Origin of the sequence: Streptomyces hokutonensis (assembly GCF_000376565.1) — a bacterium.
GTDB lineage: Bacteria > Actinomycetota > Actinomycetes > Streptomycetales > Streptomycetaceae > Streptomyces > Streptomyces hokutonensis.
Genome location: NZ_BARG01000014.1, coordinates 259942 through 285371, shown reverse-complemented (window position 1 = coordinate 285371; position 25430 = coordinate 259942). Strand labels below are relative to the sequence as shown.

General features: G+C 72.6%; 20 protein-coding genes. 11 read left to right on the top strand and 9 right to left on the bottom strand.

The genetic code is table 11. The annotated features are described in order from the left end of the window. Window positions 1-40 precede the first annotated feature (40 nt). Window positions 41-1294 carry an ornithine--oxo-acid transaminase gene (rocD, locus tag SSP08S_RS06895; RefSeq protein ID WP_439654571.1) on the top strand — a complete coding sequence of 418 codons (1254 nt, stop codon included), beginning with the start codon at window positions 41-43 and terminating at the stop codon, window positions 1292-1294. Window positions 1295-1367: 73 nt separating this feature from the next. Then, complete coding sequence (locus tag SSP08S_RS06890; protein ID WP_026178249.1) at window positions 1368-2213, top strand: DMT family protein; 846 nt, start codon at window positions 1368-1370, stop codon at window positions 2211-2213. Between the two features lies 1 nt (window position 2214). On the opposite strand, the gene pdxR is transcribed toward SSP08S_RS06890, so the two are convergent. Beyond that, complete coding sequence (gene pdxR / locus SSP08S_RS06885; protein WP_019066839.1) at window positions 2215-3618, bottom strand: MocR-like pyridoxine biosynthesis transcription factor PdxR; 1404 nt, start codon at window positions 3616-3618, stop codon at window positions 2215-2217. A gap of 46 nt (window positions 3619-3664) precedes the next feature. Between pdxR and SSP08S_RS06880 the strand changes: the two genes are divergently transcribed. Together SSP08S_RS06880 and SSP08S_RS06875 are read left to right on the top strand one after the other, a co-directional pair. Next, window positions 3665-4162: a carboxymuconolactone decarboxylase family protein gene (locus tag SSP08S_RS06880; protein WP_019066838.1), complete on the top strand. Its 498-nt coding sequence runs from the start codon at window positions 3665-3667 to the stop codon at window positions 4160-4162. Next, complete coding sequence (locus tag SSP08S_RS06875; RefSeq protein WP_019066837.1) at window positions 4159-4908, top strand: isocitrate lyase/PEP mutase family protein; 750 nt, start codon at window positions 4159-4161, stop codon at window positions 4906-4908. Before SSP08S_RS06880 ends, SSP08S_RS06875 begins: the two co-directional genes overlap by 4 nt. A gap of 11 nt (window positions 4909-4919) precedes the next feature. On the opposite strand, the gene SSP08S_RS06870 is transcribed toward SSP08S_RS06875, so the two are convergent. The 5 genes from SSP08S_RS06870 to SSP08S_RS06850 all read right to left on the bottom strand — a co-directional run bounded on the left by SSP08S_RS06870 (window position 4920) and on the right by SSP08S_RS06850 (window position 12094). Beyond that, window positions 4920-5867: an ABC transporter substrate-binding protein gene (locus SSP08S_RS06870; protein ID WP_026178248.1), complete on the bottom strand. Its 948-nt coding sequence runs from the start codon at window positions 5865-5867 to the stop codon at window positions 4920-4922. 1 nt (window position 5868) lies between these two features. Then, on the bottom strand, window positions 5869-7815 hold the full coding sequence (locus SSP08S_RS06865) for an ABC transporter permease (RefSeq protein WP_019066835.1): 1947 nt from the start codon (window positions 7813-7815) through the stop codon (window positions 5869-5871). Continuing rightward, the gene (locus SSP08S_RS06860) at window positions 7815-8885 is read right to left on the bottom strand and encodes a quaternary amine ABC transporter ATP-binding protein (protein ID WP_026178247.1); all 1071 of its coding nucleotides are present in this window, start codon (window positions 8883-8885) and stop codon (window positions 7815-7817) included. The genes SSP08S_RS06865 and SSP08S_RS06860 overlap by 1 nt, the downstream gene beginning before the upstream one ends. After that, on the bottom strand, window positions 8885-10414 hold the full coding sequence (locus tag SSP08S_RS06855) for a GMC family oxidoreductase (RefSeq protein WP_019066833.1): 1530 nt from the start codon (window positions 10412-10414) through the stop codon (window positions 8885-8887). Before SSP08S_RS06855 ends, SSP08S_RS06860 begins: the two co-directional genes overlap by 1 nt. Window positions 10415-10537: 123 nt before the next feature. Continuing rightward, complete coding sequence (locus tag SSP08S_RS06850; RefSeq protein ID WP_019066832.1) at window positions 10538-12094, bottom strand: aldehyde dehydrogenase family protein; 1557 nt, start codon at window positions 12092-12094, stop codon at window positions 10538-10540. A 196-nt stretch (window positions 12095-12290) separates the two neighbouring features. On the opposite strand from SSP08S_RS06850, the gene SSP08S_RS06845 reads away from it, so the two are divergent. Continuing rightward, window positions 12291-13202 (top strand): bifunctional helix-turn-helix transcriptional regulator/GNAT family N-acetyltransferase, encoded by a 912-nt coding sequence (locus SSP08S_RS06845; protein WP_019066831.1) that lies wholly within the window; start codon window positions 12291-12293, stop codon window positions 13200-13202. Here SSP08S_RS06845 and SSP08S_RS06840 read toward each other — a convergent pair. Further along, window positions 13157-14131, bottom strand: a complete 975-nt coding sequence (locus tag SSP08S_RS06840) for a LysR family transcriptional regulator (RefSeq protein WP_019066830.1) — start codon at window positions 14129-14131, stop codon at window positions 13157-13159. The two genes, SSP08S_RS06845 and SSP08S_RS06840, sit on opposite strands and share 46 nt — an antisense overlap. 103 nt (window positions 14132-14234) lie before the next feature. Here SSP08S_RS06840 and SSP08S_RS06835 point away from each other — a divergent pair, with 103 nt between their 5' ends. Both SSP08S_RS06835 and SSP08S_RS06830 read left to right on the top strand, forming a co-directional pair. Beyond that, window positions 14235-15692, top strand: coding sequence for an MFS transporter (locus SSP08S_RS06835; protein ID WP_051105861.1), 1458 nt, complete (start codon window positions 14235-14237; stop codon window positions 15690-15692). Then, on the top strand, window positions 15674-16363 hold the full coding sequence (locus tag SSP08S_RS06830; protein ID WP_019066828.1) for a siderophore-interacting protein: 690 nt from the start codon (window positions 15674-15676) through the stop codon (window positions 16361-16363). The genes SSP08S_RS06835 and SSP08S_RS06830 overlap by 19 nt, the downstream gene beginning before the upstream one ends. 31 nt (window positions 16364-16394) lie before the next feature. Here the strand turns inward: SSP08S_RS06830 and SSP08S_RS06825 are convergent, their stop codons facing one another. Continuing rightward, window positions 16395-17213 (bottom strand): serine/threonine kinase C-terminal domain-containing protein, encoded by an 819-nt coding sequence (locus SSP08S_RS06825; protein ID WP_019066827.1) that lies wholly within the window; start codon window positions 17211-17213, stop codon window positions 16395-16397. Window positions 17214-17409: 196 nt separating this feature from the next. Between SSP08S_RS06825 and SSP08S_RS06820 the strand changes: the two genes are divergently transcribed. Genes SSP08S_RS06820 through SSP08S_RS58120 form a run of 4 tightly spaced genes read left to right on the top strand, consistent with a single transcriptional unit; the run spans window position 17410 to window position 24241 of the window. Then, entirely contained in the window at window positions 17410-17811 is a 402-nt protein-coding gene (locus SSP08S_RS06820; RefSeq protein ID WP_019066826.1) for a CU044_2847 family protein, read from the top strand. A gap of 3 nt (window positions 17812-17814) precedes the next feature. Beyond that, entirely contained in the window at window positions 17815-19965 is a 2151-nt protein-coding gene (locus tag SSP08S_RS06815) for a VMAP-C domain-containing protein (protein WP_019066825.1), read from the top strand. Continuing rightward, window positions 19962-20912, top strand: coding sequence for an AAA family ATPase (locus SSP08S_RS06810; RefSeq protein ID WP_019066824.1), 951 nt, complete (start codon window positions 19962-19964; stop codon window positions 20910-20912). Before SSP08S_RS06815 ends, SSP08S_RS06810 begins: the two co-directional genes overlap by 4 nt. Beyond that, window positions 20909-24241 carry an SAV_2336 N-terminal domain-related protein gene (locus SSP08S_RS58120; protein ID WP_051105858.1) on the top strand — a complete coding sequence of 1111 codons (3333 nt, stop codon included), beginning with the start codon at window positions 20909-20911 and terminating at the stop codon, window positions 24239-24241. Before SSP08S_RS06810 ends, SSP08S_RS58120 begins: the two co-directional genes overlap by 4 nt. A gap of 64 nt (window positions 24242-24305) precedes the next feature. On the opposite strand, the gene SSP08S_RS06800 is transcribed toward SSP08S_RS58120, so the two are convergent. Next, window positions 24306-25295: a malate dehydrogenase gene (locus SSP08S_RS06800; RefSeq protein WP_019066823.1), complete on the bottom strand. Its 990-nt coding sequence runs from the start codon at window positions 25293-25295 to the stop codon at window positions 24306-24308. Window positions 25296-25430: the final 135 nt, after the last annotated feature.

Genomic DNA, 25430 nt, shown 5'->3' with positions numbered 1-25430 from the left:
CCTACCGGGCGGGCCGGACGGTGCGGCTCCCGCGTCCACCATGCGGGCGAGGATAGGAAAGGGGGCACCCTCACCCCCGGGAGACGCCGTGACCAGTACGGAAGCCCTCATCGCCGCCGCCGAGGCACACACCCCGCACACCTATCACCCGCTGCCGGTGGTGATCGCCGGCGCCGAGGGCGCGTGGATGACGGATGTGGACGGGCGGCGCTATCTGGACCTGCTCGCCGGGTACTCGGCGCTGAACTTCGGGCACCGCAACCCGCGGCTGATCGCGGCGGCGAAGGCCCAGTTGGACCGGGTGACGCTGACGTCGCGGGCGTTCCACCACGACCGGTTCGGCGCGTTCTGCGAGCAGTTGGCCGAGCTGTGCGGCATGGAGCTGGTGCTGCCGATGAACACGGGCGCGGAGGCGGTGGAGACCGCGCTGAAGACGGCCCGCAAGTGGGGGTACCGGGTCAAGGGAGTGCCCGACGGGCGGGCGAAGATCGTGGTGGCGGGGAACAACTTCCACGGCCGTACGACGACGATCGTCGGCTTCTCGACCGACCTGGAGGCGCGGGCGGACTTCGGGCCGTACACCCCGGGCTTCGAGATCGTGCCGTACGGGGATCTCACCGCGATGCGGGCGGCGGTCAGCGAGAACACGGTGGCCGTGCTGCTGGAGCCGATCCAGGGCGAGGCGGGGGTGCTGGTGCCGCCGGCCGGATATCTGGCGGGGGTGCGGGAGTTGACGCGCGAGCGGAACGTGCTCTTCGTCGCCGACGAGATCCAGTCGGGGCTCGGGCGGACGGGACGGACGTTCGCCTGCGAGCACGAGGGCGTCGTGCCCGACGTCTATGTGCTGGGGAAGGCGCTGGGCGGCGGGGTGGTGCCGGTGTCTGCGGTGGTGTCGAGCGCGGAGGTGCTGGGGGTGTTCCGGCCCGGGGAGCACGGGTCGACGTTCGGCGGGAATCCGCTGGCGTGTGCGGTGGCACTGGAGGTGATCGCGATGCTGCGGACGGGCGAGTACCAGGCGCGGGCGGCGCGGCTCGGCGAGCATCTGCACGGGGAACTGCGGCAGTTGAAGGACACCGGGCGGGTGACGGCGGTGCGCGGGCGGGGACTGTGGGCCGGGGTCGACATCGCTCCGGCGGTCGGGACGGGCCGGGAGGTCTCGGAGCGGCTGATGGAGCGGGGTGTCCTGGTGAAGGACACCCACGGGGCGACGATCCGGATCGCGCCGCCGCTGATGATCGGCGAGGAGGACCTGGACCGGGGACTGGCCGAGCTGCGGGCGGTGCTGGGGGCCTAGAGATCGGTGAGAGGGTTCGCACGGGAGCCCGCGGCGATCTCCCCTCCCCTAGAGTCCCTTTGTGCTCTTTGGAATGGTGTGCGCGCTCGGCGCGGCGATCTGCTTCGGTACGGCGACGGTCCTGCAGGCGGTCGCCACGCGGGCGGCGACGACGGGTGGGGGTGGGGACGCGGCGCTGTTGCTGCGGGCGCTGCGGCAGTGGCGGTACATGGCGGGGCTCGCGCTGGACGGGCTGGGGTTCGTGTTCCAGATCGCGGCGCTGCGGTCGCTGCCCATCTACGCGGTCGGGGCGGCCCTGGCGTCGAGCCTCGCGGTGACGGCGGTGGTGGCCGCGCGGCTGCTGAAGGTGCGGCTCAGCGGGGTGGAGTGGGCGGCCGTCGGGGTGGTGTGCGCGGGGCTCGCGATGCTGGGGCTGGCGTCCGGGGCGGAAGGCGATCAGGCCGGGTCCACGGCCTTGAAGTGGGCGATGCTGGGGACGGCCGGTGCGGTGCTGCTGCTCGGGCTGGTCGGTGGGCGACTGCCGGAGCGGGGGCGGGCGTTGACGCTCGGGCTGGGCGCCGGGTTCGGGTTCGGGGTCGTCGAGGTGGCGGTGCGGTTGATCGACTCGCTGAACCCCTCGGCGCTGGTCGGCAATCCCGCGACGTACGCGCTGCTGGTGGGTGGGGGCGCCGCGTTCCTGCTGCTGACGACGGCTCTGCAGCGGGGGTCGGTGACGACGGCCACGGCAGGGCTGGTGATCGGGGAGACGATCGGGCCGGCGGCGGTGGGCGTGGTGTGGCTCGGGGACCGTACGCGCGAGGGGCTGGAGTGGCTGGCGGTGCTGGGGTTCGCGGTGGCGGTGGTGGGGGCGTTGGCGTTGGCACGGTTCGGTGAGGCGCCGGAGGAAGCGTCCGACCAGGCCTCCGTAGAGACCGTGTAGGTCACGGCAGCACCCTGCACAGGGCCTCCACCGCTCCCGCCCACGCGTGGTCCGGCGGGGTGCCGTAGCCCACGACCAGGGCGTCCAGGGGGTCGGCCTGGGCGTGTTCGTGGCGGTAGGACGAGAGCGGGTGGAGGGCCAGGCCCTGCCAGGCGGCGGCCTGGACCACGGACTGTTCGGTGCCGGGCGGGAGGCTGAGGACCGCGTGGAAGCCGGCCGCGATACCGGTGACGTGGACCTCGGGGGCGTACTGGGCCAGGGCCTCGACGAGGCTGTCGCGGCGGCGGCGGTAGCGCAGGCGGGCGGCGCGGACATGGCGGTCGTGGGCGCCGGAGGTGATGAACTCGGCGAGGGTCAACTGGTCCAGGACGCCGCAGGTGTCGACGCCGCCCTTCGCCTTCACGACCTCCTCGGCGAGTGACGGGGGCAGGACCAGCCAGGCCAGACGGAGACCCGGGGCGAGGGACTTGCTGGCGGTGCCGAGGTAGACGACATGGTTGGGGTCGAGGCCCTGGAGGGCGCCGATCGGCTGACGGTCGTAGCGGAACTCGCCGTCGTAGTCGTCCTCCAGGACCAGACCGCCGGTGCGCCGGGCCCAGTCGACGACGGCGGAGCGGCGGTCGTGGCGGAGCGGGACGCCCATGGGGAACTGGTGGGCGGGGGTGAGCAGGACGGCCGGCTCGTCCGTCAACTGCCCCGGGTTCGTGCCCAGTTCGTCGAAGGGGAGCGGGCGGGTGCGCAGACCGGCCCCGTCGAGGATCCCCCAGTGCGCGGGCAGGCCGTAGGACTCCACCGCGATCGAGTGGGCGCCGCGGGCCCGCAGTGCCGTGCCGATCAGCCGCAGGCCGTTGGAGATGCCCGCGCTGATCACGATGTGCTCGGGGTCGGCGCGGACACCGCGGGCCCGGGCGAGGTAGGCGGCGAGGGCGGTGCGCAGTTCGGCACGGCCGCGGGGGTCGCCGTAGCCGAGGGCCTGGTAGGGGGCGGAGGTGAAGGCGCGGCGGGCCGCCTTGAGCCACTCGGTGCGGGGGAAGGAGGCGAGGTCGGGGGTGCCGGGGACGAGGTCGTAGGCGGGGCGGGTGTGGAGGCGGCGGGGCGGGGTCGTGTCGGCGGGCGGGACGACAGCGCGGTCGGCGACGCGGGTGCCGGAGCCCTGGCGGGCGGTGAGCCAGCCCTCGGCGACCAGGTCGGCGTAGGCGTCGGCGACGGTGTTGCGGGCCACGCCCAGGTCGGCGGCGAGGGAGCGGGAGGAGGGCAGCCGGGTGCCGGGAGCGAGGCGGCCGGTGCGGACGGCGTCGCGGAGCGCGTCCGTCAGGCCCCGGCGGACACCTGTGCCGGTACCCGTACTGGTGCCGGTCGGTTCGAGGTGGAGGTCTACGCCCAAAGTGGCCCATGATTTCGCCATGGAAATGGACCATACTCCTGGGCTGCCTGGCTTCTAGGGTCGAGACATGACCACAGCACAGGAAGCTCCTTACGCCCCCGAACACAGCCCCCGTCTCAACTGGGCCGAGCACGCCCCCGAGGTCTACAAGGCGATGGTCCGCCTCGACGCGGCGGCCCGTCGGGGGCTCGACCCGAAGCTGCTGGAGCTGGTGAAGATCCGCGCCTCGCAGCTCAACCACTGCGCGTTCTGCCTCGACATGCACACCAAGGACGCGCTGGCGGCGGGCGAGAGCGTGGAGCGGATCATCCAGCTGGGGGCGTGGGAGGAGTCGCGGCACTTCTACACCGAGAAGGAGCTCGCGGCGATCGAGCTGACCGAGGCGATCACGGTCCTCACGGACGGTTTCGTGCCGGACGAGGTGTACGACCGGGCCGCCGCCCAGTTCGAGGAGGCCGAGCTGACCCAGCTGATCGCCGCGATCACGGTGATCAACGCGTGGAACCGGTTCGGGGTCAGCACGCGGATGGTGCCGGGGCACTACAAGGCGGGACAGCACAAGTGACCGTGCGGGCACGGGGGTCGGGCGGCAGCGGGGTCGGGCTGTTCCGGAGTCTGCATCTGCGGCGGCTGCCCGGTGATCCGCTCGTGCTGCCCGGGCCCTGGGACGCCGTGAGCGCGCGGGTGTTCGTCGACGCCGGATTCCCGGCGCTGGCCACGCCCAGTGCCGGGGTCGCCGCCTCGCTGGGGTACGAGGACGGGGCGACTCCGGCGGACGAGATGTTCGCGGCGGTCGCGCGGATCGTGCGGGCCGTGGACGTTCCGGTGTCGGCCGATGTCGAGGGCGGATACGGGCTCGCGCCCAAGGAGTTGGTGGAGCGGCTGCTGGAGGCGGGTGCCGTGGGGTGCAATCTTGAGGACTCCAACGGGGGTGTTCTCAAGGACCCACGGCACCACGCCGAATGGCTCGCCGAGGTGCGGGCGGTGGCGGCGGACCAGTTGTTCGTCAACGCCCGCGTGGACACCTTCCTGCATGGCGACGGCGATCCCGAACGGGCCATCGAGCGGGCCGCGTTGTATGTCGCGGCGGGTGCGGACTGCGTCTATCCGATCGCGGCGCCCACCGCGGTGCTGCCGTTGCTGCGGTCCGGTATCCAGGGGCCGGTCAACGTGTTCGCGCGGGCGGACGGCGAGGGCCCCTCGCCCACCGAACTCGGTGAACTCGGGGCCACGCGCGTGACGTTCGGCCCGGGGCTGCAGCGGTGGACGGCACGCGCGTTGCAGGGGATGGTGGCCGGGCTGAAGCGCTGAGCCGGCAGCCGTCAGGACAGCCATGCCTTCCACGTGGCGGGGTGGCTGTCCACCCACTTCTTCGCCGCGTCGGCCGGGGACAGCTTCTGGTCGGCGATCATCAGGGAGACCTCGTTCTGGTCCTCGGTCGTCCACTTGAACTTCTTCAGGAAGGCCGCCGCCTTGCCACCCTTCTTCGCGAAGTCCGTGTTGAGGTACTTCTGCAGCGGGGTGTGGGGGTAGGCGCAGGCGACCTTGGCGGCGTCGGCGTCGCAGCCCTCCTTGTAGGCAGGGAGCTTGACCTCCGTCATGGGCACCTTCTTGAACAGCCACTGGGGTGCGTACCAGTAGGTGAGGAAGGGCTTCTTCTCCTTGGCGAACTGCTTCATCTGGGTGATCTGCGCGGCCTCCGAACCGGCGAACACCACCTGGTAGTTGAGCTTCAGGTTGGCCACCAGCGCCTTGTCGTTGGTGACGTAGGAGGGCGAACCGTCCATCAGCTGGCCCTTGTTGCCGCTCTCCGCGGTGCGGAAGAGCGAGGAGTACTTGTCGAGGTTCTTCCAGTCCGTGATGTCGGGGTGCTGCTTGACCAGGTACGTCGGAACGTACCAGCCGATGTGCCCGGTCACCCCGAGGCCGCCCGCACGCGTGATCGTCTTCTTGTCGTCGACGTAGCGCTTCTCCTGGTCGGGGTGGCCCCAGTCCTCCAGGATCGCGTCGACCCGGCCCTGGCTGAGCGCGTCCCACGCGGGGACCTCGTCGACCTGGACGGTGTCGACGCGGTAGCCGAGCTTGTGCTCCAACAGGTACTGCGCGACGGCCACGTTGGCCTGTGCGCCGACCCAGGACTGGACGGAGAGCGTCACGGTCTTGGCGCCCTGCGCGTTGGCGAAGGGCGAGGCCTGCTTGGTCATGTCGGCGGCGCCGCAGCCGGTGAGCAGCACCAGCGACGCCACGGCAGCGGTCGTACGGACTCGCATGTCAGGCTCCCTTCCTGGTGCGGCGTTCGGTCGGCTGGGTCACGCGGTCGAGCATCAGGCCGAGGCAGACGATCGCGGCGCCCGCGACCAGGCCGGTCGCCAGGTCGCCCTGGGCCAGGCCGAACACGGCGTCGTAGCCGAGCGCGCCGCCGCCGACCAGGCCGCCGATGATGACGACGGCGAGGACGAGGACGACACCCTGGTTGACGGCGAGGAGCAACGCCGGGCGGGCTAGCGGGAGTTGGATCTGCCGCAGCTGCTGGGCGCCGGTCGCGCCGAGCGAGCGGGCCGACTCCAGGGCGGCCGGGTCGACCTGGCGCAGACCCTGGGTGGTGATGCGGACGACGGCGGGCAGCGCGTAGACGACGGCCGCCGCGACGGCGGGGGCGCGGCCCACGCCGAAGAGGGCGACGACCGGGATCAGGTACACGAACTGCGGCATCGTCTGGCAGACGTCGAGGACGGGGCGCAGGGCCCGTTCGAAGCGGTCGCTGCGGGCGGCGGCGATGCCGGTCGCGAAGCCGAGGACGAGGGTGACGGCCACGGCGGCCAGCACCTGCGACAGCGTGTCGAGCGACGGCTTCCACACGCCGAGCACACCGATCGCGGCCATGGCGAGGACGGCCGTGAGCGCGGTGCGCCAGGTGCCGATCACCCAGGCGAGGGCGGCGACGATCAGCAGCACCGACCACCAGGGCAGCCATTGCAGGCCGTCGCGTACGGGGTCCAGGACCCAGGTGGTGAAGTGGCCGGCCCAGTCGGCGGTGCCGCCGAGGTAGGGGACGCCGGAGTAGAGGTGGGCGGTCATCCAGTCGACGACGCGGTTCACCGGTTCGGCGATGTCCAGGGTCCAGCCGGAGGGCCAGTCGAGGGCGCCGGCGAGCCGGACGGCCACCGCCACGGCCACGGTGGCGCCGAGTGCGTACAGCCACCGGCGCGGGTCCGAAGCCGTGGGTTCGTCGGTCTGCTCGCCCGCCGCCGCCGTGACCCGGTCGAGTACGACGGCCAGCAGCACGATCGGGATGCCGGCGGCCAGGGCCGCGCCCACGTCCACGGAGGCGAGGGCCTGGTAGACGCGGTCGCCGAGGCCTCCGGCGCCGATCACGGAGGCGATGACGGCCATGGAGAGGGCCATCATGATCGTCTGGTTGAGGCCGAGGAGGAGCTGTTTGCGGGCCAGCGGCAGCCGCGCGGTCAACAGGCGTTGGCGTCCGGTGGCGCCCAGGGACTCGACGGCCTCCAGGACCTCCGGGTCGGCGTTGCGCAGGCCGAGCGCGGTGAGGCGGGCCATGGGCGGGGCGGCGTAGACGACGGTGGCGAGGACGGCGGCGGGGACGCCGATGCCGAAGACGAGGACGACGGGGAGGAGGTAGGCGAAGGCCGGGAGCACCTGCATGGTGTCCAGGACCGGGCGCAGCGCGCGGTCCGTGCGCTCGGAGAGGCCGCCGGCCAGGCCGAGCAGCAAGCCCACGACGACCGAGGTGAGCACCGCGACCACCATGAGCGCGAGCGTCTGCATGGTCGGCACCCACATACCGAGCAGCCCGCAGACGAGGAAGGCGACACCGGTCCCGACCGCGAGCCGGACGCCCGCGACCCGCCAGGCGACGAGCGCGCCGAACGCGGTGACGCCCGCCCAGCCCGCGGCGAGCAGCACCAGGTAGACGGCGCGTACGGAGAGGACGACGGCGTTGCTGATGTAGCCGAAGAAGTAGAGGAACAGCGGGGAGCTGTCGCGGTTGTCGATGATCCAGTCGTTGGCCCGGCCCAGCGGACCGGACAGGTCGACGGTGAGGGCGCCCGGCCAACTGCCGCTGGACCAGTGGGCGTCGGCGAGCGGTACGAGGACGGCCGCGGCGAGCGCGAGCAGCAGCAGCTTGTGTGCGGCCCGGTGCCGGAGGATTCCGGGGAGGGCGAGGCGCGGGACGGATGCGGTGACCGTGGCCATCAGACCGCCTCCTTGCCGATGCCGGCGAGCTCCGCCCCTGCCACGACGTCCAGCAGTCGCGCCTGGTCGACCACGCCCAGACAGCGGCCGTTCTCCACGACACAGGCGGGACGGCCGCTGCGGGACACGACCTTGATCGCCTCGGCGACGACCGCGTCGGCCGCGAGCGCACCGGGGTGCTCCGCTCCCCCGCAGTCCCCGGGCCGCATCGCCGTACGGACCGTCATGACGTCCGCGCGCGGTACGTCCCGTACGAACTCGCGGACGTAGTCGTCGGCCGGGGAACCGACGATCTCCTCGGGGGTGCCGAGCTGGACGATCCGGCCGTCGCGCATCAGGGCGATGCGGTCGCCGAGTTTCAGCGCCTCGTTCAGGTCGTGGGTGATGAAGACCATCGTGCGGCCCTCCTCGTGGTGCAGCCGGACGACCTCCTCCTGCATGTCACGCCGGATCAGCGGGTCGAGCGCGCTGAACGGCTCGTCGAAGAGGAGGACTTGGGGGTCGACCGCCAACGCCCGGGCCAGGCCCACGCGTTGGCGCTGGCCGCCGGAGAGCTGGGCGGGGCGCCGCTGCTCCATGCCCTCCAGGCCGACCTTGGTGACGACCTCGGCGGCCCGGCGGCGGCGCTCGGCCTTGCCGATGCCCTGGATCTCCAGGCCGTAGGCGACGTTGTCGAGGACCGTGCGGTGCGGGAGGAGGCCGAAGTGCTGGAAGACCATCGCGGCGCGGTGGCGGCGGAGTTCGCGCAGCCGGGACCTGTCCATGGCGCGGACGTCCTCGCCGTCGATGGCGATCGAGCCCGCGGTCGGTTCGATGAGGCGGGTGAGGCAGCGGACCAGGGTGGACTTGCCGGAGCCGGACAGGCCCATCACCACGAAGACCTCGCCCTTGCGCACGTCGAAGGAGACGTCACGGACGGCGGCGGTGCAGCCGGTGCGGGTGCGGAGTTCGGCGGTGCCGAGGGCGGCGAGTTCGGGGTCGGCGGGGATGTGGTCGGCCTTCGGGCCGAAGACCTTCCACAGGCCCTCCACGGAGAAGACGGGACTGTTCGCGGCAGTTGAGGTACTCATCACGCACCGCCCCCGATCAGGTCGACGGCCCGTTCGCCGACCATGAGCACCCCGATCATCGGGTTCACGGCGGGCATGGTCGGGAAGACGGAGGCGTCGGCGATACGGATGCCGTCCAGGCCGCGGACCCTCAACTCCGGGTCCACCACGGCCAGTTCGTCGGCCTCGGCGCCCATGCGACAGGTGCCGGCCGGGTGGTAGACGGTGTGCGCGACCTTGCGGGCGTACTCGCTCAGCTCGGCGTCGCCCAGGATCTCCGGGCCGGGGGCCACTTCCCGCTTGAGCCAGCCCGCGAGGGGCTCGGTGCGGGCGACCTCACGGGCGATGCGGATGCCGTCGACGAGGGTGCGGGCGTCGTAGTCGTCCTCGTCGGTGAAGTAGCGGAAGTCCAGGGCGGGTTTGACGGCAGGGTCGGCGCTGGTCAGGTAGAGGCGCCCCCGGCTCTTCGGCTTGGGGATGTTCGGGGTCATGGAGACGCCGAACTCGGGGCGTTCGTAGCCGAGGCGCTCGGGGTTGTCGGTGAAGGGGACCTGGTAGAAGTGGAACATCAGGTCCGGGCCCGGGCGCCCCGGGTCGCGGCGGACGAACAGGCCCGCGTCGGAGTCCATCGCGGAGTTCTCCGGGATCGGCCCGTTCGTCTCCCAGACGATCACCGACTCGGGGTGGTCGAGGAGGTTCTCGCCGACGCCCGGGAGGTCGACGGCGACCGGGATGCCGAGCGCTTCGAGGTCCTTGCGGGGGCCGATGCCCGAGTGCAGGAGCAGGCGCGGGGAGTCGACGGCCCCGGCGCAGAGGACGACCTCGCGGCGGGCGCGTACGAGAAGTTCCTCGCCGTCCTTGGTGCGGACGTGCACGCCCTCGGCGCGGGTGCCGTTCAGCTCCAGCCGGTGGGCCCAGGTCTCGAGGAAAAGGGTCAGGTTGGGGCGCTCGTCCATCACCGGGTGCAGATAGGCCACGGACGCGCTGGACCGCTTGTTGTTCTCGGGGTGGTAGGCGAGGTCGAAGAAGCCGACGCCGTCCGTGAAGGGGGCCTTGTTGAAGCCCTCGACGCGCGGGACGTCCAGCGCCTGCTGCGCCGCGTCGACGAAGTCGCGGGCGATGGCGTTCCGGTCCTTCTCGTCGACCGGGACGATGTTGTTGAGGAGGCGGGCGTAGTACGCCTCCATCGAGATCGCGCCCCAGCCCTTGGCGCCGGCCGCCTCCCACTCGTCCCAGTCGGACGGCAGCGGCTTGAAGGCGATGAGGGTGTTGTGCGAGGAGCAGCCGCCGAGGACGCGGGCACGGCTGTGCCGGATGTGGGAGTTGCCTCGCGGCTGCTCGGTGGTGGGGTAGTCGTAGTCCAGTTCGCCGCCGAGGAGGCCCATCCAGCGGCGCAGGGTCAGTACGTCATCGCGGCCGACGTCGCTGGGGCCGCCCTCGATGACGGCGACGGTGACGTCGGGGTTCTCGGTGAGGCGGGAGGCGATGACGGAGCCGGCTGTTCCGCCGCCGATGACGACGTAGTCGTATACGTGGGGGGTCTCAGGCATGGAGCAACTCCGGGTAAGGGTGGTCTCGTCGGGTGCGGGTGCGTTGTGGCTGGTCGCGCCCACGCGGCGGAGCCGCATATCGGCACAGTCCCGCGCCCCTTAGGTGGGCTGCAGATTCCGGCGTCAGCCGGCGAACCAGCGCACCGGCCCCGGCGCCAAGTTCTGGTAGACGTGCTTTGCCTCGCGGTACTCGGCGAGGCCGGCGGGGCCCAGCTCCCGGCCCACGCCGCTCTTTCCGAAGCCGCCCCACTCCGCCTGGGGGAGGTAGGGGTGGAAGTCGTTGATCCAGACGGTGCCGTGCCGGAGCCGTCCGGCGACGCGGCGGGCGCGGCCCGCGTCGGTGGTCCAGACGGCGCCCGCGAGGCCGTAGTCGGTGTCGTTGGCGAGCGCGACGGCCTCGTCCTCGGTGCGGAAGGTCTCGACGGTGAGGACCGGTCCGAAGACCTCCTCGCGTACGACGGTCATCTCGCGGTGGCACTGGTCGAGAACGGTCGGCTCGTAGAAGTAGCCGGTGGCGGGGCGTTCGGCAGAGGGCTCGGGGCGCCGGCCGCCGGAGCGCAGCACCGCGCCCTCGGCGAGGGCACCGGCGACGTACGACTCGGTCCTGGCGCGCTGCTGTTCGGAGACGAGCGGGCCGCACTCGACGCCGTCCTCGGTGCCGCGGCCGAGGCGGATCTTCGCGGCGCGGCGGGCGAGTTCGGCGACGAAGCGTTCGCGGACGGTCTCCTCGACGATGAGCCGGGAGCCGGCCGAGCAGACCTGGCCACTGTGGATGAAGGCGGCGTTGAGGGCCTGGTCGACGGCGGTGTCGAAGCCCCCCTCGGTGGCGCAGGCGTCGGCGAAGACGACGTTGGGGTTCTTGCCGCCGAGTTCGAGGGCGACCTTCTTGACGGTCACGGCGGCGGCCTGGGCGACCTTCGTGCCGCTGACGAGGCCGCCGGTGAAGGAGACGAGGTCGACGTCGGGGTGTTCGGCGAGGCGTGCGCCGACCGTGTGGCCGGGGCCCGTGACGATGTTGGCGACACCGGCGGGCAGTCCGGCCTCGACGAGCAGGTCGATGAGGGCGATCGTCGTCAGCGGGGTGATCTCGCTGGGCTTGACGACGAAGGTGTTGCCGGCCGCGAGGGCCGGCGCGATCTTCCAACTCGCCTGGAGGAGAGGGTAGTTCCAGGGGGTGATCAGCGCGCACACGCCGACGGGCTCGTGCACGACGACGCTGTGGACGTCGGGCGTGCCCGCGTCGACGACCCGGCCGGGGGCCTCGGCCGCGACGAGGTCGGCGAAGTAGCGGAAGGCGTCGGCGACACAGTCGATGTCGACCCGGCCCTCCTCGACGGTCTTGCCCGCGTCCCGGCTCTCCAGCAGGCCGAGCCGTTCGCGGTCGCGCACCAGCAGGTCGGCGACGCGGCGCAGCAGGGCGGCGCGCTCGGCGACGGGGGTGCGCGGCCAGGCGCCCTCACCGCGAACCCCCGCACCACCGCCCGCCTCGCCCCCGTCGAAGGCGGCGCGGGCGGCGGCGACGGCTATGTCGGTGTCCTTCTCGTCGCCCTCCGCGACCACGGCGAACGGCAGCGCGTCCGCGGGGTCGATGATCTCGCGGGTGGCGCCGGAGACCGCTTCCAGCCACTCGCCGCCCGCGTGAATGGTCTTCCCCGCGTGCTGTTCCGTCGTGTCGGCCATGATCGGTATTGCCTTCCGTTCCTGTTCAGCGCCCGAGCGTCACCTAACTGTCACTCTCGGGGACTGCGAGCGCCTGCCCGGACCGTCCGTATGCATGCGCGATCCCTGGCCGAAAGTGGTCCGGATCACTGAACAGGGGCACAAAAGCCGCACCACCATGGACTCCGACGACTCCTTTGACTAAAGTCAAAGAAATATGGAGCCAGTAACGGAATCCGCGCCGGTACGACCGGAGGACATCGCCGCCCTCCGCCGCTTCAACCGCTACTTCACCCGCCGCATCGGCGCCCTCGACGACCACTACCTCGGCCAGGACCGCCCGCTCGGCGAGGCCCGGCTGCTCTTCGAGATCGGCGACGGCGCCTCACTGCGGGAGCTGCGCGCCCGGCTCGCCCTGGACGCGGGCTATCTGAGCCGGATGGCGAAGGCCCTGGAGGCGCAGGGCCTGGTCCGGCTGACCGTGCCCCCGCACGACACCCGGCTGCGCCTGATCGAGCTGACGGCCGCCGGACGGGCCGAGGTCGAGGAGCAGCACCGCCGCGCCGACGCGCTCGCCACCGGTCTCCTCACCACCCTCACCGCACCCCAACGCACCGAACTCACCCACGCGTTGGCGACCACCCAGCGCCTGCTCCGGCTGGCCGCCATCACGGTCGCCCCGGTCGACGGCGCCGCCGAGGACGCCCGCGCCTGCCTCGACGCCTACGCCGCCGACATCGACGCCCGCTTCCCCGAGGGCTTCGACAAGACCGATCTCGTACGGCCGGAGGAGGTCACCGGGGAGGCGGGCGCGTTCTTCGTCGCGTACGAGGAGGGACGGCCGGTCGCGTGCGGGGCGCTACGGACCCTGGAGCCCGGAGTCGGCGAGATCCGGCACGTCTGGGTCCACCCCGACGCCCGCCGCCTGGGCCTCGCCCGCCGCATCCTCACCGAACTCGAACTCGCCGCCGCGGCCCACGACTTCGCCGTTGTACGACTCGACACGCACGCGACGCTCACGGAGGCGCAGGCGATGTACCGGGCGTGCGGCTACACGGAGATCCCGGCCTACGTCGACCATGTCTACGCGTCCCACTGGTTCGAGAAGCGGCTGGCCGGCGCCCGCTGACCCACCTCCCCCAGCAACTCCCTTACGCAGGCCCGCAACCACGCGTGCGCCGGGTCGGCGTCATGCCGTGGATGCCAGGCCAACCCCAGCTTCAGGACGGGGAGTCGCAGCGGCACGTCGAAGGTGACCAGGCCCAGGGAGGCCGCCAGCGGAACGGTCCAGTAGCTGATCAGACCGATCAGGTCGGTGTCGCGCAGCACGAACAGTGAGGCCGGGAAGGTGCCGACGGTGCCCACCACCCGGCGTTCCAGGCCGAGTTCGGCGAGCCGCTCGTCGACGGGACCGTGCAGCTTGCCGCGCCGCGAGACGATCAGGTGGTCGGCCACCCCCGCGAACCGCTCGGGCGTCAACTCCCCCTCCAGCAGCGGGTGTCCGGCCCGGACGACGCCGACCATCCGGTCCTCGTAGATGAGTTCGTGGTGCACCTCGGGCGACGTCGCGTCCACGACCCCGACCTCCAGGTCCGCGGTCCCCTGCCGCAGGACGGGCGCGTCCACATGGCTCTCGGCGAGGAAGCGGATCCGGATGCCCGGCGCCTCCTCGGCGGCCCGCGCGAGCAGCCGGGCGCCGTAGAGGGCGGCGAGCGCGTCGTGTCCGATGATCGTGAGCGTCCGGCTGACGGTCCTGAGGTCGGCGCCCCGGCCCGGCGCGAACAGCGCCCGCGCCCGCTCCACCACCGCGCTCACCTCGGCCCGCACGGCCAGCGCGTGTGGGGTCGGCACCATCCGGCGCCCGGCCCTGACCAGCACGGGATCGCCGAGCGCCTTGCGAATGCGGCCCAGGGTGCGGCTCATCGCGGGTTCGGAGAGATGCAGCCGCCGGGCCGCGCCCTGCACGCTCTGCTCCTCGAGCAGCACGTCCAGCGCGACCAGCAGATTGAGGTCCAGGCTCCCCGGGCCACCGGAGCTCACGGATTGCGTCACACGCATTCGCCCCTTGCAAAGGTTGCACTGGATAGCAGGTCAGTGCCGAGCCTACGGTGACAGGGCATCCCCCACCACACCGACGCTCCCCGGAGGAGCCATGTCCGCCATGCCCGCGCCCGCCCTGAAACGGTCCACCCTCCTCACCCTCTGCGCCTGTGTGCTGGTCGCGCAGAGCATGGTCGCCGCCATCAACCTCCTTATCCCGCAGCTGAGTTCGTCCGCCCTGCACCCCTCCCACACCGAACTCCTGTGGACCGTCGACGCGTACGTCATCGTGTTCGCCGGGCTCCTCATCCCGGCCGGCGCGCTCGGCGACCGGCACGGCCGCAAGGGCGCGCTGCTCGCCGGGCTCGCCCTGTTCGCGGCGGGCGCCGCCACCAGCGCGTTCGCCCAGAACCCGGCGACACTGATCGCGGGCCGCGGGCTGTCCGGCGCGGGCGCGGCGCTGATCACCCCGGCGACGATGTCGATCCTCGTCCACCTCTCCGCCCCGGAGAACCGGGCCCGCGCGATGGGCAGTTGGACGCTCGCGCTCGGCCTCGGCGGTCTCGCCGGGAACCTCGGCGGCGGCCTGGTCGGTCAATTCCTGTCCTGGCGCGCCCTGTTCGGGGCGATGGTCCCACTGGCCGCCCTGCTGGCCCTCGCGGTCGTCCTCACCACACCCCGCACGGAACGCGCCGCGCACAGCAACCTCGACCCCACCGGCACACTCCTCCTGACCACCGGCCTGGTCGCGGTCCTCTTCGGCATCATCGAGGGCCCGACCTACGGCTGGACCTCACCCCGCATCCTCACGGCCTTCACGACAGGCGCCGCCCTCACAACGGCCTTCACCCTCCACGCCCTCCGCTCCCGCACCCCGCTCCTCGACCCGCGCGTCTTCACCTCCCCCACCCTCCGCGCGGCCACCCTCGGCACGGCCACCGGCTTCTTCGGCCTGTTCTCCCTCTTCTACGTCAACTCCCAGTACCTGCAAGGCATCAAGGGCTACGGCGCCGCCGTCACCGGTGTCGCGATCGTGCCGTTGACGATCGGCATGGCCCTCGTCCCGAAGCTCGCCGTCCGCTGGTCGCACCGCCCGCGTCCCGTCATCGGCACGGGTCTCGCCCTCATCGGCCTCGGTCTGCTCGGCGCGTCCACCGCCGACGCGGGCACGCCCTACTGGACGTACGCCTGCTGGCTGCTGGTGATCTCGGCGGGCACCGGCCTGTCGATGCCCGCGCTCACGGTCGGCGTCGTCACCTCGCTGCCGCCGCACCGGACGGGCCTCGGCTCCGGCCTGGGCACCTCGGCCCGCGAACTCGGCGCGGCCCTGGGCGTCGCGGTCACCGGTACGATCCTGGCCGCCCACCCCGACCTCGCCCACGGCATGGGCCCGGCACTGCGCACGGTGGCCCTGATCGTCCTCGCGGCGACGGCAGTTGTGATCGTCGGCTACCGCGACCGCACCACCACACGTACTATCGCGTCCGGCGAGAAACGCGTAATATCGCGTCGCATCCGATCATCAACTCCCCTCACGCACCGCCCAGTTGAGGAGCCCCCGTGCCCACCGCCCTCCTGAACCCCGTCCTCGACCTGCTGACCCTCCGAGCCACCCTCACCGCCGCCGAACCGTTCACCGCCCGGATGCGCCGCCTGCGCGTCGAGGGCGACACCCTCGCCGGCCTCGACGTCCGCCCCGGCCAGCAGGTACGCGTCCTGGTCGCCGGCCTGACCCTTCGTACGTACTCGGTGTGGCGCTACGACCCGTCCGGCGCCGTCGAGTTGTGCGTGCTGGACCACTCCGAGGGGGGACCCGGGGCCCGTTGGGGGAAGAGCGTCGGCGTCGGTGAGCAGGTGCGGCTGCGGAAGCCCGAGGGCACCTTCACCCTCCGGCCCGACGCCACCCACCACGTCTTCGTCGGCGAGGAGACGGCCTCCGTCGCCTTCGGCGCGATGCTGGCCGCGCTGCCCGAGGGGGCGCGGATCTCCGGTGCCGTAGAAACGGAGTCGGACACGGACCGGCTGCCGCTGGCCCACTCCGACCACCTCAACTGGCTGACCAGGGGCGGGACTTCACTCCCGGACGCGGTGCAGGACCTCGCCCCCGAGCCGGGCGGGATCGCCTACGTCGCCGGGGAGGCCAGGACCGTGCAGGCCGTACGGCAGGTGCTCGTACGGGAGTTGGGCTGGGACCGGAGGTCCGTGCTCACCAAGCCGTTCTGGGCGCCGGGGAAGCGGGGGCTGGAGTAGGGGCAGCGGGTCGGCAAGTCGCCCCCGCCGGTCAGCAGTTCGCGCCCGCCGGACAGAAGGAACCGATCGCGGCGGTGAGCGGGGCGCGGACCAGCGCGGGATCGACGGACTCGGGGCCACTGGACCGGATCGCGTAGAGCGAGCCGTCCACCGCCTCGAAGCGGTGGTCGATCACCCGGCGGGCGCCCTTGTCCTGGTCGTCGTAGCGGTAGGTGAGTTCGGCCCAGGTGGGGCCGGAGGCGCGGTCGAGGACCCGGTAGCCCGGCTGGCCGGTGAAGCCGTAGCCGGGGTCGTTCTCGGCGAGATCGAGCGACACGGCCGGAGAGTTCTCGGTGATCCGGAAGATCTGCAGGCGGCGGGTGCCGTCCGGGGAGTCGTAGGAGATCACCGGGGCCTTGGCGCCCTGCCGTTGGGCGCGGGTCCAGCCACGAGGGATCTCAACGGTGTAGCCGGTGGGGTCCTGGGCGGTGCGGTAGGACGATCCGGGCCCGGTCGCGCCGCCACTCGCGCCCGCGCTCGTCCCCGTACCCCTGCCCGCACCAGCGCTCGCGCTCGTGCTCGTGTCCACGCGGTCATGGGTGACGCGCTCGTGCGTGAGGTACCAGAAGCCGCCACCCGCACCCGCGCCCAGCACCACCGCGGCGACGACCGCGAGGACCACCCGCCGGACCCGATGGTCGGGAGCGGGGGCGGGAGTGGAAACCGGGGCCGGGACAGGGGCCGGCGGCGACACCCACGCCGGCGGGGTGAGCGAGGTCTGGGTCTCCGCCGTCGACCACACCGACCAGGGCGCCTGCCCTCTCTCCTCGCTCGGCCCGCGCTCCGCCCCGAAGCCGTTCCAGTTGCTCATCACGAAACCCCCGAATCGCGCCACCCTGTACTGCCCCGTACTGCCTGCGACGGTAGTGACGGAAAGAGGAACGATCATGTTTCGTCGCAAACCGGGACAGTGCGCTTGCAGATTTGTGACGGCGAAGTGACCGAAGGCGACGATCAGGAGCTGTGAACTCGCTGTCCAATGAAGCGGGTTGGTCCACAATGTTGGCGTGGTCACCGCGATGCAGTCAGAGTTCGACGACGGTACGCCCGTACGGTTCCTGCTCTCTCCCGCGCCACCCGGTGCGGCCTCCGGGCGGGACGACGATCTCCCCGAGGGAATGGGGACGGCGGTGCCCGTGGCCGCCGGGCGGCGGGGCGTCGCCGACTTCGCGACCGGTGCCCTGCGCAGTGCCCTGGCCCCGCTCGGCGTACTGCTCCAGGAGGTGCACGGCACCGTCAACGCCGTGGCGGAGCCGCCGAGCGAGATGAGTGTGACGTTCGGCGTGCAGGTCGGGCACGACCTGAAGTTCGGGATCGTGAGCGGTGGCGGGCAGGCGCATCTCACGGTCACCGCGACGTGGCAGCCGCCCCGGGCCGACGGAGGCACGGCGACTCCGGGCACGGGGTGAGCCATGGGCTGGTTCCTGATGGCCGGGACGGCACCGGACGACGATCCCGCCCGCCATGTCGTGACCGTGCGGCGTAAGGACGACGGACTGGTCGCGGGGGCGGGCCTGGTGGTCGGCGCCGACACCGTGCTCACCTGCGCCCATGTCGTCAACGACGCGCTGGGGAGGCCCCTGTTCGACCCCCGTGAACCGGAGCGGTCGGTGATCGTCGTGGAACTGCACGGGATGCTCGGCGCCCGTCAGTACTTCGCGCACGTCGAGCACTGGATCCCACCGCGGTCCGAGGACGGCGGGCGGGTACTCAAGGGAGACGTCACCTGGCTCGGCGACCTGGCGGTGCTGCGGCTCCAGGCGACCGCCGGTGAACTGCCCGCACCACCGCGCCGGACCGCGATGTCGCCGGACCAGAAGGTGCAGGCATGGCACGGCAGCGGGAACGAGGCCACGTTCGCCGACCTCACCGTGACCCTGCTCGTCGGCCCCTTCGGCTACGTAGACGGATCGCCCACCGGCATGGCCGTGGGCCCCGGCTACAGCGGCGGCCCCCTGTGGTCCCCGTACCACCGTGCCGTGGTCGGGCTGGTGGCCGCGGCCTTCCTGCCGGGCCGGGACCCTGACTCCGGGGCCCAACTGCCGTACAGCCCCCAGGACATGACCCGCCGTAGCTGGGCCATCCCCTGGCAGCGCGTCGAGGCCGAACTGCGCGCGCTGGGCTTCCTGGACGCGCTGTCGCCCAAGCCCGTCGACCCGGAGGACCCGGCGTTCGGGATACTGGCGGACCTCGTCGCGGACCTGCTGCCTTCGGGGAACACGCGTGTCGAGTTCGGCCGTCGGCTGGCCCGCGCGTGCGGTGTCCGGTACGGCAGCGACGTCACACCGCCCACACCCGAGGAGTTCGCCTCCTTCCTGCTCGCGCATCCGCGGGCCCTGGCCGCGCTCGCCGCGGTGCTGCGCCGCGAACCCGGCGGCGCCTCCCGGCGGGTCCTGGCCGCAGCCGGTCTGGTCCGCTCCGCCAAGCTGCTGTCCCCGCAGGAGTACGTCGAACTGCGCGAGCGGCTGCGGCTGTTGGACCCCGCCGTGCTCGGGCGGCTGGCCGAGGCGGTGCGGGCCGCGCTGCCGCATCTCGCGGTCTTCCCGGACGGCGAGGATCTCGACGCGCTGCTCGACCAGTTGGAGGCACACCCCGGCGACGGCCGTTCCGCCGGCGGGGAGGCCAGGGTGCCGGCGCTGCTGCGGGTCATGGAGTACGTCGCCGCGCTCTGTGTGGAGCCCCAGCAGTCGGAGCTGCGCCTGTGGGCGAACGGGGTGACCTCGCGGCTGGGTGTCGCACAGGCCGCCCTGGACGAGCGGCGCTGGGACGCCAAGGTGTGGGCCCGCTCGGTGCGGGACCGGGCCACGCGCGGGCGGGTCCTGGTGGAGGTGACCCGGGCCGAGCGCGGCCGCCACCGGCTGGGCATCTGGTGCGACGAGGGCTCCGGGCCCCGCCGGGTGTCGGCCGAGAGCGTCGGATCGTACTCGTCGCCGGAGGCGGCCAGGGAGGTGCTGCGGGTCGTCACCTCCCTCACCTCCGACGCCAAGGACGCCCGGCCGCCGCTGGTCGAGGTGCTCGTGGACCGCAAGAGCCTCGATCTGCCGGTCGACGAGTGGAAGGCCCGGGTACCGGGCGAACTGGTGCCCGGTGTGCTCGGCGTGGAGTTCCCGCTGGTCGTGCACTGCCCCGAACTCCTGCGCCGGCACGGACGGTTCCTGCCCCACTGGCGCACCCGGTGGAGCCGGATCGACTCGGGGCGGACGTTCCTGGTCGACGAGTCCACCGACCCGGACTCGCTCTACCCGACTCTGCTCAACCAACTCGACACGGTCCGCGTCTCCGTGGACGTGAGCCCGGGTCCGGCGCGGGACCGGATCGTGCAGACGTGTCTCGTCCTGGGCATACCCGTGGTGGTGTGGGACCGCAGTGCGGACGGGCGGTCGCACGCCGTCCAGCACATGGCGGAGCTCGCCACCCGGGAACTGCCAGACGGGGTACGCAGCTACCGCGCGGACGCCTTCGCCAACCGGCCCGAGTTCCCCGGCCGTCCGGTCCTCGCCTGGGCCGACGCCGACCGCACCGTGCCCCGACTCCAACTGACCGAACCACAGGAGAGCGCATGACATCGGCCCCCGAGGCGGACTGGCGCCTCTTCCGCGGCGACGGCGTCCCCAGGGCCGTCGCGCTGCCGTCCGCCCCGCCGTGGCGCCGCTTCACACCCGTGCCGGCGCTGCGCCCCGAACTGCCGTATCTCATCGAGCGGCAGCACGCGGACGTCGTCAACGCCGCGCTGCATCTGCGCCGTCCGCTGCTGGTCACCGGTCCGGCCGGCACCGGCAAGTCGTCGCTGGCCCACGCGATCGCGCACGAGCTGCAGCTGGGCGAGCTGCTGGAATGGCCGGTCAACAGCCGCTCCACCGTCAAGGACGCCCTGTACCAGTACGACGCGATCGGCAGGCTGCGCGAGACCACGCTCAGCCGGGACGCCGGTGAACGGGAGCCGTCCATCGGCACGTTCGTCCGGCTCGGCCCGCTAGGCACCGCGCTGGTGCCGTCGGACACCCCGCGCTGTCTGCTCATTGACGAGATGGACAAGGGCGACGTCGACCTGCCCAACGACCTGCTCACCGTCTTCGAGCGTGGTGTCTTCGACATCCCGGAGCTGACCCGGCTCCCGGAGGACATGGCCGACGTCGAGGTGCAGACCTACGACCACGGGGGCACCGCCCAGGTGCACCAAGGGCTCGTTAAGTGCCCCGATTTCCCCGTCGTCGTCATCACCAGCAACGGCGAGCGGGACTTCCCGCCCGCGTTCCTGCGCCGCTGCATCCGGCTCCAGTTGCCGGTGCCGGACAAGGAGCGGCTGCGGGCCATCGTCGAGGCGCATCTGGGCGCGGAGGCGTTGCGCGCGGCGGACGACCTGATCGACGCGTTCCTGCGCCGCCGCGCCCCGGGCGAACTCGCCACCGACCAACTGCTGAACGCGGTGTTCCTGCGCACCGGCGGCGTCGACCTGAACGCGGAGGGGCTGCTCGACGCCGTACTGCACCAGTTGACCGGGGCGATGTGACCGTGGCGGGCGGCGAGGAGCGGTTCGGCGAGGCGCTGCGGGTTCTGGCGGCCTGCGGCCACGACCTGGACGCCGACCAGATCCTCGACGTGCTGTGGCTGGCTGCCCGGCTGCCGGTGGGCGAGGACGCGCCGCTGCGCCCCGAACCGTCCGCCGACCGGCGCCCCGCCCCGCCGCCCGCCCCCGAGCCGGACCGCCCCGCCGAGCAGCCGCCGCCCGACCCCGACGACCCGGACCTGCCGGACCTCATCCCGCCGACCCTGTACGCGGCCGCCCGCCAGACCCCGGCCCCGCGGCCGCGCTCCGGGCGGACCGGCCCGGAACCTCGCAGGGCCATGCCGGTCCGGGTGCCCGAGGGCAAGGCGCTCACCGAGGAACTGGCCGTCAGCCGGGCGCTACGGCCGCTCAGGCGCCGTCTGGACAGCCGGCACCGCCTGGAGATCGACGAGGAGCGCACCGCCACCCAGTTCGCCGAGACCGGGTTGCCGGACGTGGTGCAGCGCCCGGTGCGGGAGCGCTGGCTGCATCTGGTGCTGCTCGTCGACGACGGCCTGTCCATGCTGCTGTGGCACCGGCTCGGCGCCGAGCTGAGGGTTCTGCTGGAACGCCTGGGCGCGTTCGCCTCCACCCGGGTCCTCGGCCTCGACACGCGCGGACGCCGGCCGCGCCTGCACGCGGGCCCGTTCCGGCCCGACAGCCCCGAACTGCCGCTGAGCACCGTCAACGACCCCTCGGGCCGCACCCTCCTCCTCGTCGTCAGCGACGGCATGGGCGCCGCCTGGCGAGCCGGCTCGATGCACGCCCTGCTCGCCGGGCGGGCGGCGCACGGACCGGTCGCGGTGCTGCACACCCTGCCGCCGGAGATGTGGGAGGCGTCGGGCATCGCCGCCGAGCACTGGCAGATCACCACCCGGCGGATCGGTGGCGCCAACACCTCCTGGGAGATCTCCGACCCGGTACTGCCGCCGGGTCTTGGCGCGTTCGACGGCGTACCGGTGCCGGTGCTGGAGCCCACAGCGGTGTCGCTGCGCGCCTGGGCGCATCTGCTCGCGTCCCCCGGCACCTCCGCGGAGCTGCCGCTGCTGACCCGCCCCGGCGGGCAGGGTGCCGTCGGCGCCGCGCGCAATGTGGGCAGCGCCCAGCACTTCAGGGACGCGGCCACTCCGGAGGCGTACCGGCTCGCAGCCCATCTCGCGGCGGTGTCTCCGCTGTCAGTGCCGGTGATGCGGCTGGTGCAGCGGGAGGTGCTGGCCGCACGGCCCTCGCACCTGGCGGAGGTGTTCCTCGGCGGTCTGGTACAGCCGCACCCGGCACCCGTGCCGGGTCCGCTGCCCGCCAAGCACCGCGTGTTCGACTTCTCGGAGGAGTCCAAGGCGGTGCTGCTGGACGCCGTGCCGCAGGCCGAACTCCTGCGCACCGGACGGCTGATCGGCCACCGCCTCAGTGAACTCGCCGGAAACTCCCCGGACTTCCCCGCCTGGCTGGCCCACCCGGACGGCACGGCCCAACTGCCCACCTCCCACCAGCCGTTCACGAGTGTCGAACGGCGGCTGCTCGCCCGGTTCGGGGTGTCCTTCGACCGCGCCTCCCCGCTGGCCCTGCAGGAGCGGCTCGTCGACACCGGGCCGGCGGACGACTGGGGGCCGTTGACCCCCGAGGACCCCGTCCGGCTCGGCCCGTACGAACTGCGCGGACGCCGCCGAGGCCGCCGTACGGTGCTCTACCGGGCCGTCACCACGGACGGCGCGGAGGCCGTGCTGCGGGTGCCGCGGCCGGACCTGCCCGCCGCCAACTCCCGGTTGCTGGAGGTGGAGGCGGAGGCGCTGACCCGGATCCAGGGGCCGTACGCACCCGCGCTGCTCGCCACCGGGCTCGAGGACTCCCCGCCCTGGATCGCGATGGCGCTGATCGCGGACAGCGAGGCACCGCTCGCCCGGCCGCCGCAGCTCGTCGACTTCGTCAACGAGGCGATCCGGTCGGGCACCGCCCCCTTCGACACGCTGCGCGGGCTCCTCGTCGCCTACCACCTGGCCAGCGCGCTCGCCCTGTGCCATGCCTCGGGTCTGGTGCTCGCGGACCTCAACGCCGACGGCGTCTACGTGCTGCGCCGCACAGTGATCCTCGGCGGGCTCTCGGACTGCGCCGTCGACGGACGTCACTTGGGCCCCGGCCCGGTGCCGACGGCAGCGGACAACATCCGCTCACTCGGCGGACTGCTCCAACTCGTCAGCACCAAGGCCGGGTTGCGCCTGGCGGGTCTGGCCGAAGGCATGCACCTGTGGCAGGGCGGCACCTGGGAGTCCCTGCGCAAGCTGGTGCTGCGCTGCCTAGACGCCGATCCCCGACAGCGGCCGACGGCGAGCGAGATTGCGGACCTGCTGGCCCGGTACATCGCCCAGCACCGGACCCCCGGCTCGCAGGCCGCCGCCGTACGGACCGGCGCGCGCCCGGCGGCCCGGGTTCCGCTCACCACGCCCAGGCCGGCCGGGGACCGCCGCGGCCCGCTCCCGCTGCGGCTGCCCCGCTTCGGCGCGGGCCGCCGGGAGATGGAGGCGCGCTTGGAGCGGCTGCGGGTTCCGCTGCCGTACAGCAGGCGGCTGACCCTGCTCGGCGCCTATCACTACAGCGGGCGGTCCACGACGACGGTCGCGCTGGGCTCGCTGCTGGCGGCGGTACGGGGCGAGCCCGTGCTGGCTCTCGACGGCGCCCCTTCGGAGGGCGCGCTCGACGAGTTCCTCGGCGACCGCAACCCGGGCACCGTGCGGGACCTCGCCGACCTGCCGCCCGACCCGTCCTACGACGCCGTGCGCGCGCTGGCCACACCGCTCGCGTCCGGTCTCGACGTGGTCGCCCACCGCTCGGGCCGCTACGGCCCGAACCCCTTGCACGCGCAGGAGTACTCGCGCGCGCTGCAACACACCGCGCGCTACTACTCGTTCGTGCTGACCGACTGGTCACCGCAGCGGCTGGACGCGTCCGCCGACGTGGTCCTGGACCACACGGACCAACTGATCCTGTGCTCCGGCACCGCCGACTGGTTCCTCGACGGGGCCGCGCGCATGCTCGGCGCGGTACGGGAGCAAGGCCGCGGCCACTTGGCCACCGAGGCGATCCTCGTGACCACGCAGCCCGCCGGCAGCCAGACCGGCACGGGGCACCAGCACTCGAGCTTCGCCCGGCGGTTGGGCATCCGCCCGCACCGGATCGTGGACGTGCCCTTCGACAACGCCCTGCGCACGACGCGCTGGGAGCTGGAGCAGTTGCGGGTGGCGACGACGAACGCCTTCCTGGAGCTCGCGGAGCTGGTCGTGGGACCCGGGCCCGCCTGACCCACCCACCGCACGACAAAGGTCCCCGGCCGCCTGACCGACGGCCGGGGACCTTCGCGGAACGTCAGATCAGACCGAGCGACCGGACCGCGTCGCGCTCCTCCTCGAGCTCCTTCACCGACGCGTCGATGCGGGCGCGGGAGAACTCGTTGATGTCCAGGCCCTGGACGATCTCGTAGACGCCGTCCTTCGTGGTGACCGGGAAGGAGGAGATGAGGCCCTCGGGGACGCCGTAGGAGCCGTCGGACGGGATGCCCATGGAGGTCCAGTCGCCGTCCGCCGTGCCGTTGACCCAGGTGTGGACGTGGTCGATGGCGGCGTTCGCGGCGGAGGCCGCGGAGGACGCGCCGCGGGCCTCGATGATCGCGGCGCCGCGCTTGGCGACGGTCGGGATGAAGTCCTCGGCCAGCCACTTCTCGTCGTTCACGGTCTCGGCGGCGTTCTTGCCGGCGACCGTGGCGTGGAAGATGTCGGGGTACTGGGTGGCGGAGTGGTTGCCCCAGATGGTCAGGCGCTTGATGTCGGCGACCGTGGTGCCCGTCTTCTTCGCGAGCTGGGTCAGCGCGCGGTTGTGGTCCAGGCGGGTCATCGCGGTGAAGCGCTCGGCCGGTACGTCCGGGGCGGCGGCCTGCGCGATGAGCGCGTTGGTGTTGGCCGGGTTGCCGACGACGAGGACCTTGATGTCGTCCGCGGCGTTGTCGTTGATGGCCTTGCCCTGCGGCTTGAAGATGCCGCCGTTGGCGGAGAGCAGGTCGCCGCGCTCCATGCCCTTGGTGCGGGGGCGGGCGCCGACAAGGAGGGCGACGTTGGTGCCGGCGAAGGCGACGTTCGGGTCGTCCGTGATGTCGATGCCCTGAAGGAGCGGGAAGGCGGAGTCGTCGAGCTCCATCGCCGTGCCCTCGGCGGCCTTGAGCGCCGGGGTGATCTCCAGGAGACGCAGCCGGACCGGCACGTCCGCGCCGAGCAGCTGGCCGGAGGCGATGCGGAAGAGCAGGGCGTAACCGATCTGGCCGGCCGCGCCGGTGACGGTGACGTTCACGGGAGTGCGGGTCATGGCGTTCTCCGTTATGACAGCTGGCGGTGGGGCGGCACTGCCCCGGGGTGCGGGACGTACAAATGATCGATCTCTTGGCGTCAAGAGATCCACCGGTCAGGCTATCGCGCATCCGGGATCGCGGACTGCCGGGTC

Bases quoted from the DNA above. Each gene is read 5' to 3' on its own strand.
- rocD (WP_439654571.1), top strand. From the start codon at position 41: ATGCGGGCGAGGATAGGAAAGGGGGCACCCTCACCCCCGGGAGACGCC.
- SSP08S_RS06890 (WP_026178249.1), top strand. From the start codon at position 1,368: ATGGTGTGCGCGCTCGGCGCGGCGATCTGCTTCGGTACGGCGACGGTC.
- pdxR (WP_019066839.1), bottom strand. From the start codon at position 3,618: ATGGCGAAATCATGGGCCACTTTGGGCGTAGACCTCCACCTCGAACCG.
- SSP08S_RS06880 (WP_019066838.1), top strand. From the start codon at position 3,665: ATGACCACAGCACAGGAAGCTCCTTACGCCCCCGAACACAGCCCCCGT.
- SSP08S_RS06870 (WP_026178248.1), bottom strand. From the start codon at position 5,867: ATGCGAGTCCGTACGACCGCTGCCGTGGCGTCGCTGGTGCTGCTCACC.
- SSP08S_RS06865 (WP_019066835.1), bottom strand. From the start codon at position 7,815: ATGGCCACGGTCACCGCATCCGTCCCGCGCCTCGCCCTCCCCGGAATC.
- SSP08S_RS06860 (WP_026178247.1), bottom strand. From the start codon at position 8,885: ATGAGTACCTCAACTGCCGCGAACAGTCCCGTCTTCTCCGTGGAGGGC.
- SSP08S_RS06855 (WP_019066833.1), bottom strand. From the start codon at position 10,414: ATGCCTGAGACCCCCCACGTATACGACTACGTCGTCATCGGCGGCGGA.
- SSP08S_RS06850 (WP_019066832.1), bottom strand. From the start codon at position 12,094: ATGGCCGACACGACGGAACAGCACGCGGGGAAGACCATTCACGCGGGC.
- SSP08S_RS06845 (WP_019066831.1), top strand. From the start codon at position 12,291: ATGGAGCCAGTAACGGAATCCGCGCCGGTACGACCGGAGGACATCGCC.
- SSP08S_RS06840 (WP_019066830.1), bottom strand. From the start codon at position 14,131: ATGCGTGTGACGCAATCCGTGAGCTCCGGTGGCCCGGGGAGCCTGGAC.
- SSP08S_RS06835 (WP_051105861.1), top strand. From the start codon at position 14,235: ATGCCCGCGCCCGCCCTGAAACGGTCCACCCTCCTCACCCTCTGCGCC.
- SSP08S_RS06825 (WP_019066827.1), bottom strand. From the start codon at position 17,213: ATGAGCAACTGGAACGGCTTCGGGGCGGAGCGCGGGCCGAGCGAGGAG.
- SSP08S_RS06815 (WP_019066825.1), top strand. From the start codon at position 17,815: ATGGGCTGGTTCCTGATGGCCGGGACGGCACCGGACGACGATCCCGCC.
- SSP08S_RS06810 (WP_019066824.1), top strand. From the start codon at position 19,962: ATGACATCGGCCCCCGAGGCGGACTGGCGCCTCTTCCGCGGCGACGGC.
- SSP08S_RS06800 (WP_019066823.1), bottom strand. From the start codon at position 25,295: ATGACCCGCACTCCCGTGAACGTCACCGTCACCGGCGCGGCCGGCCAG.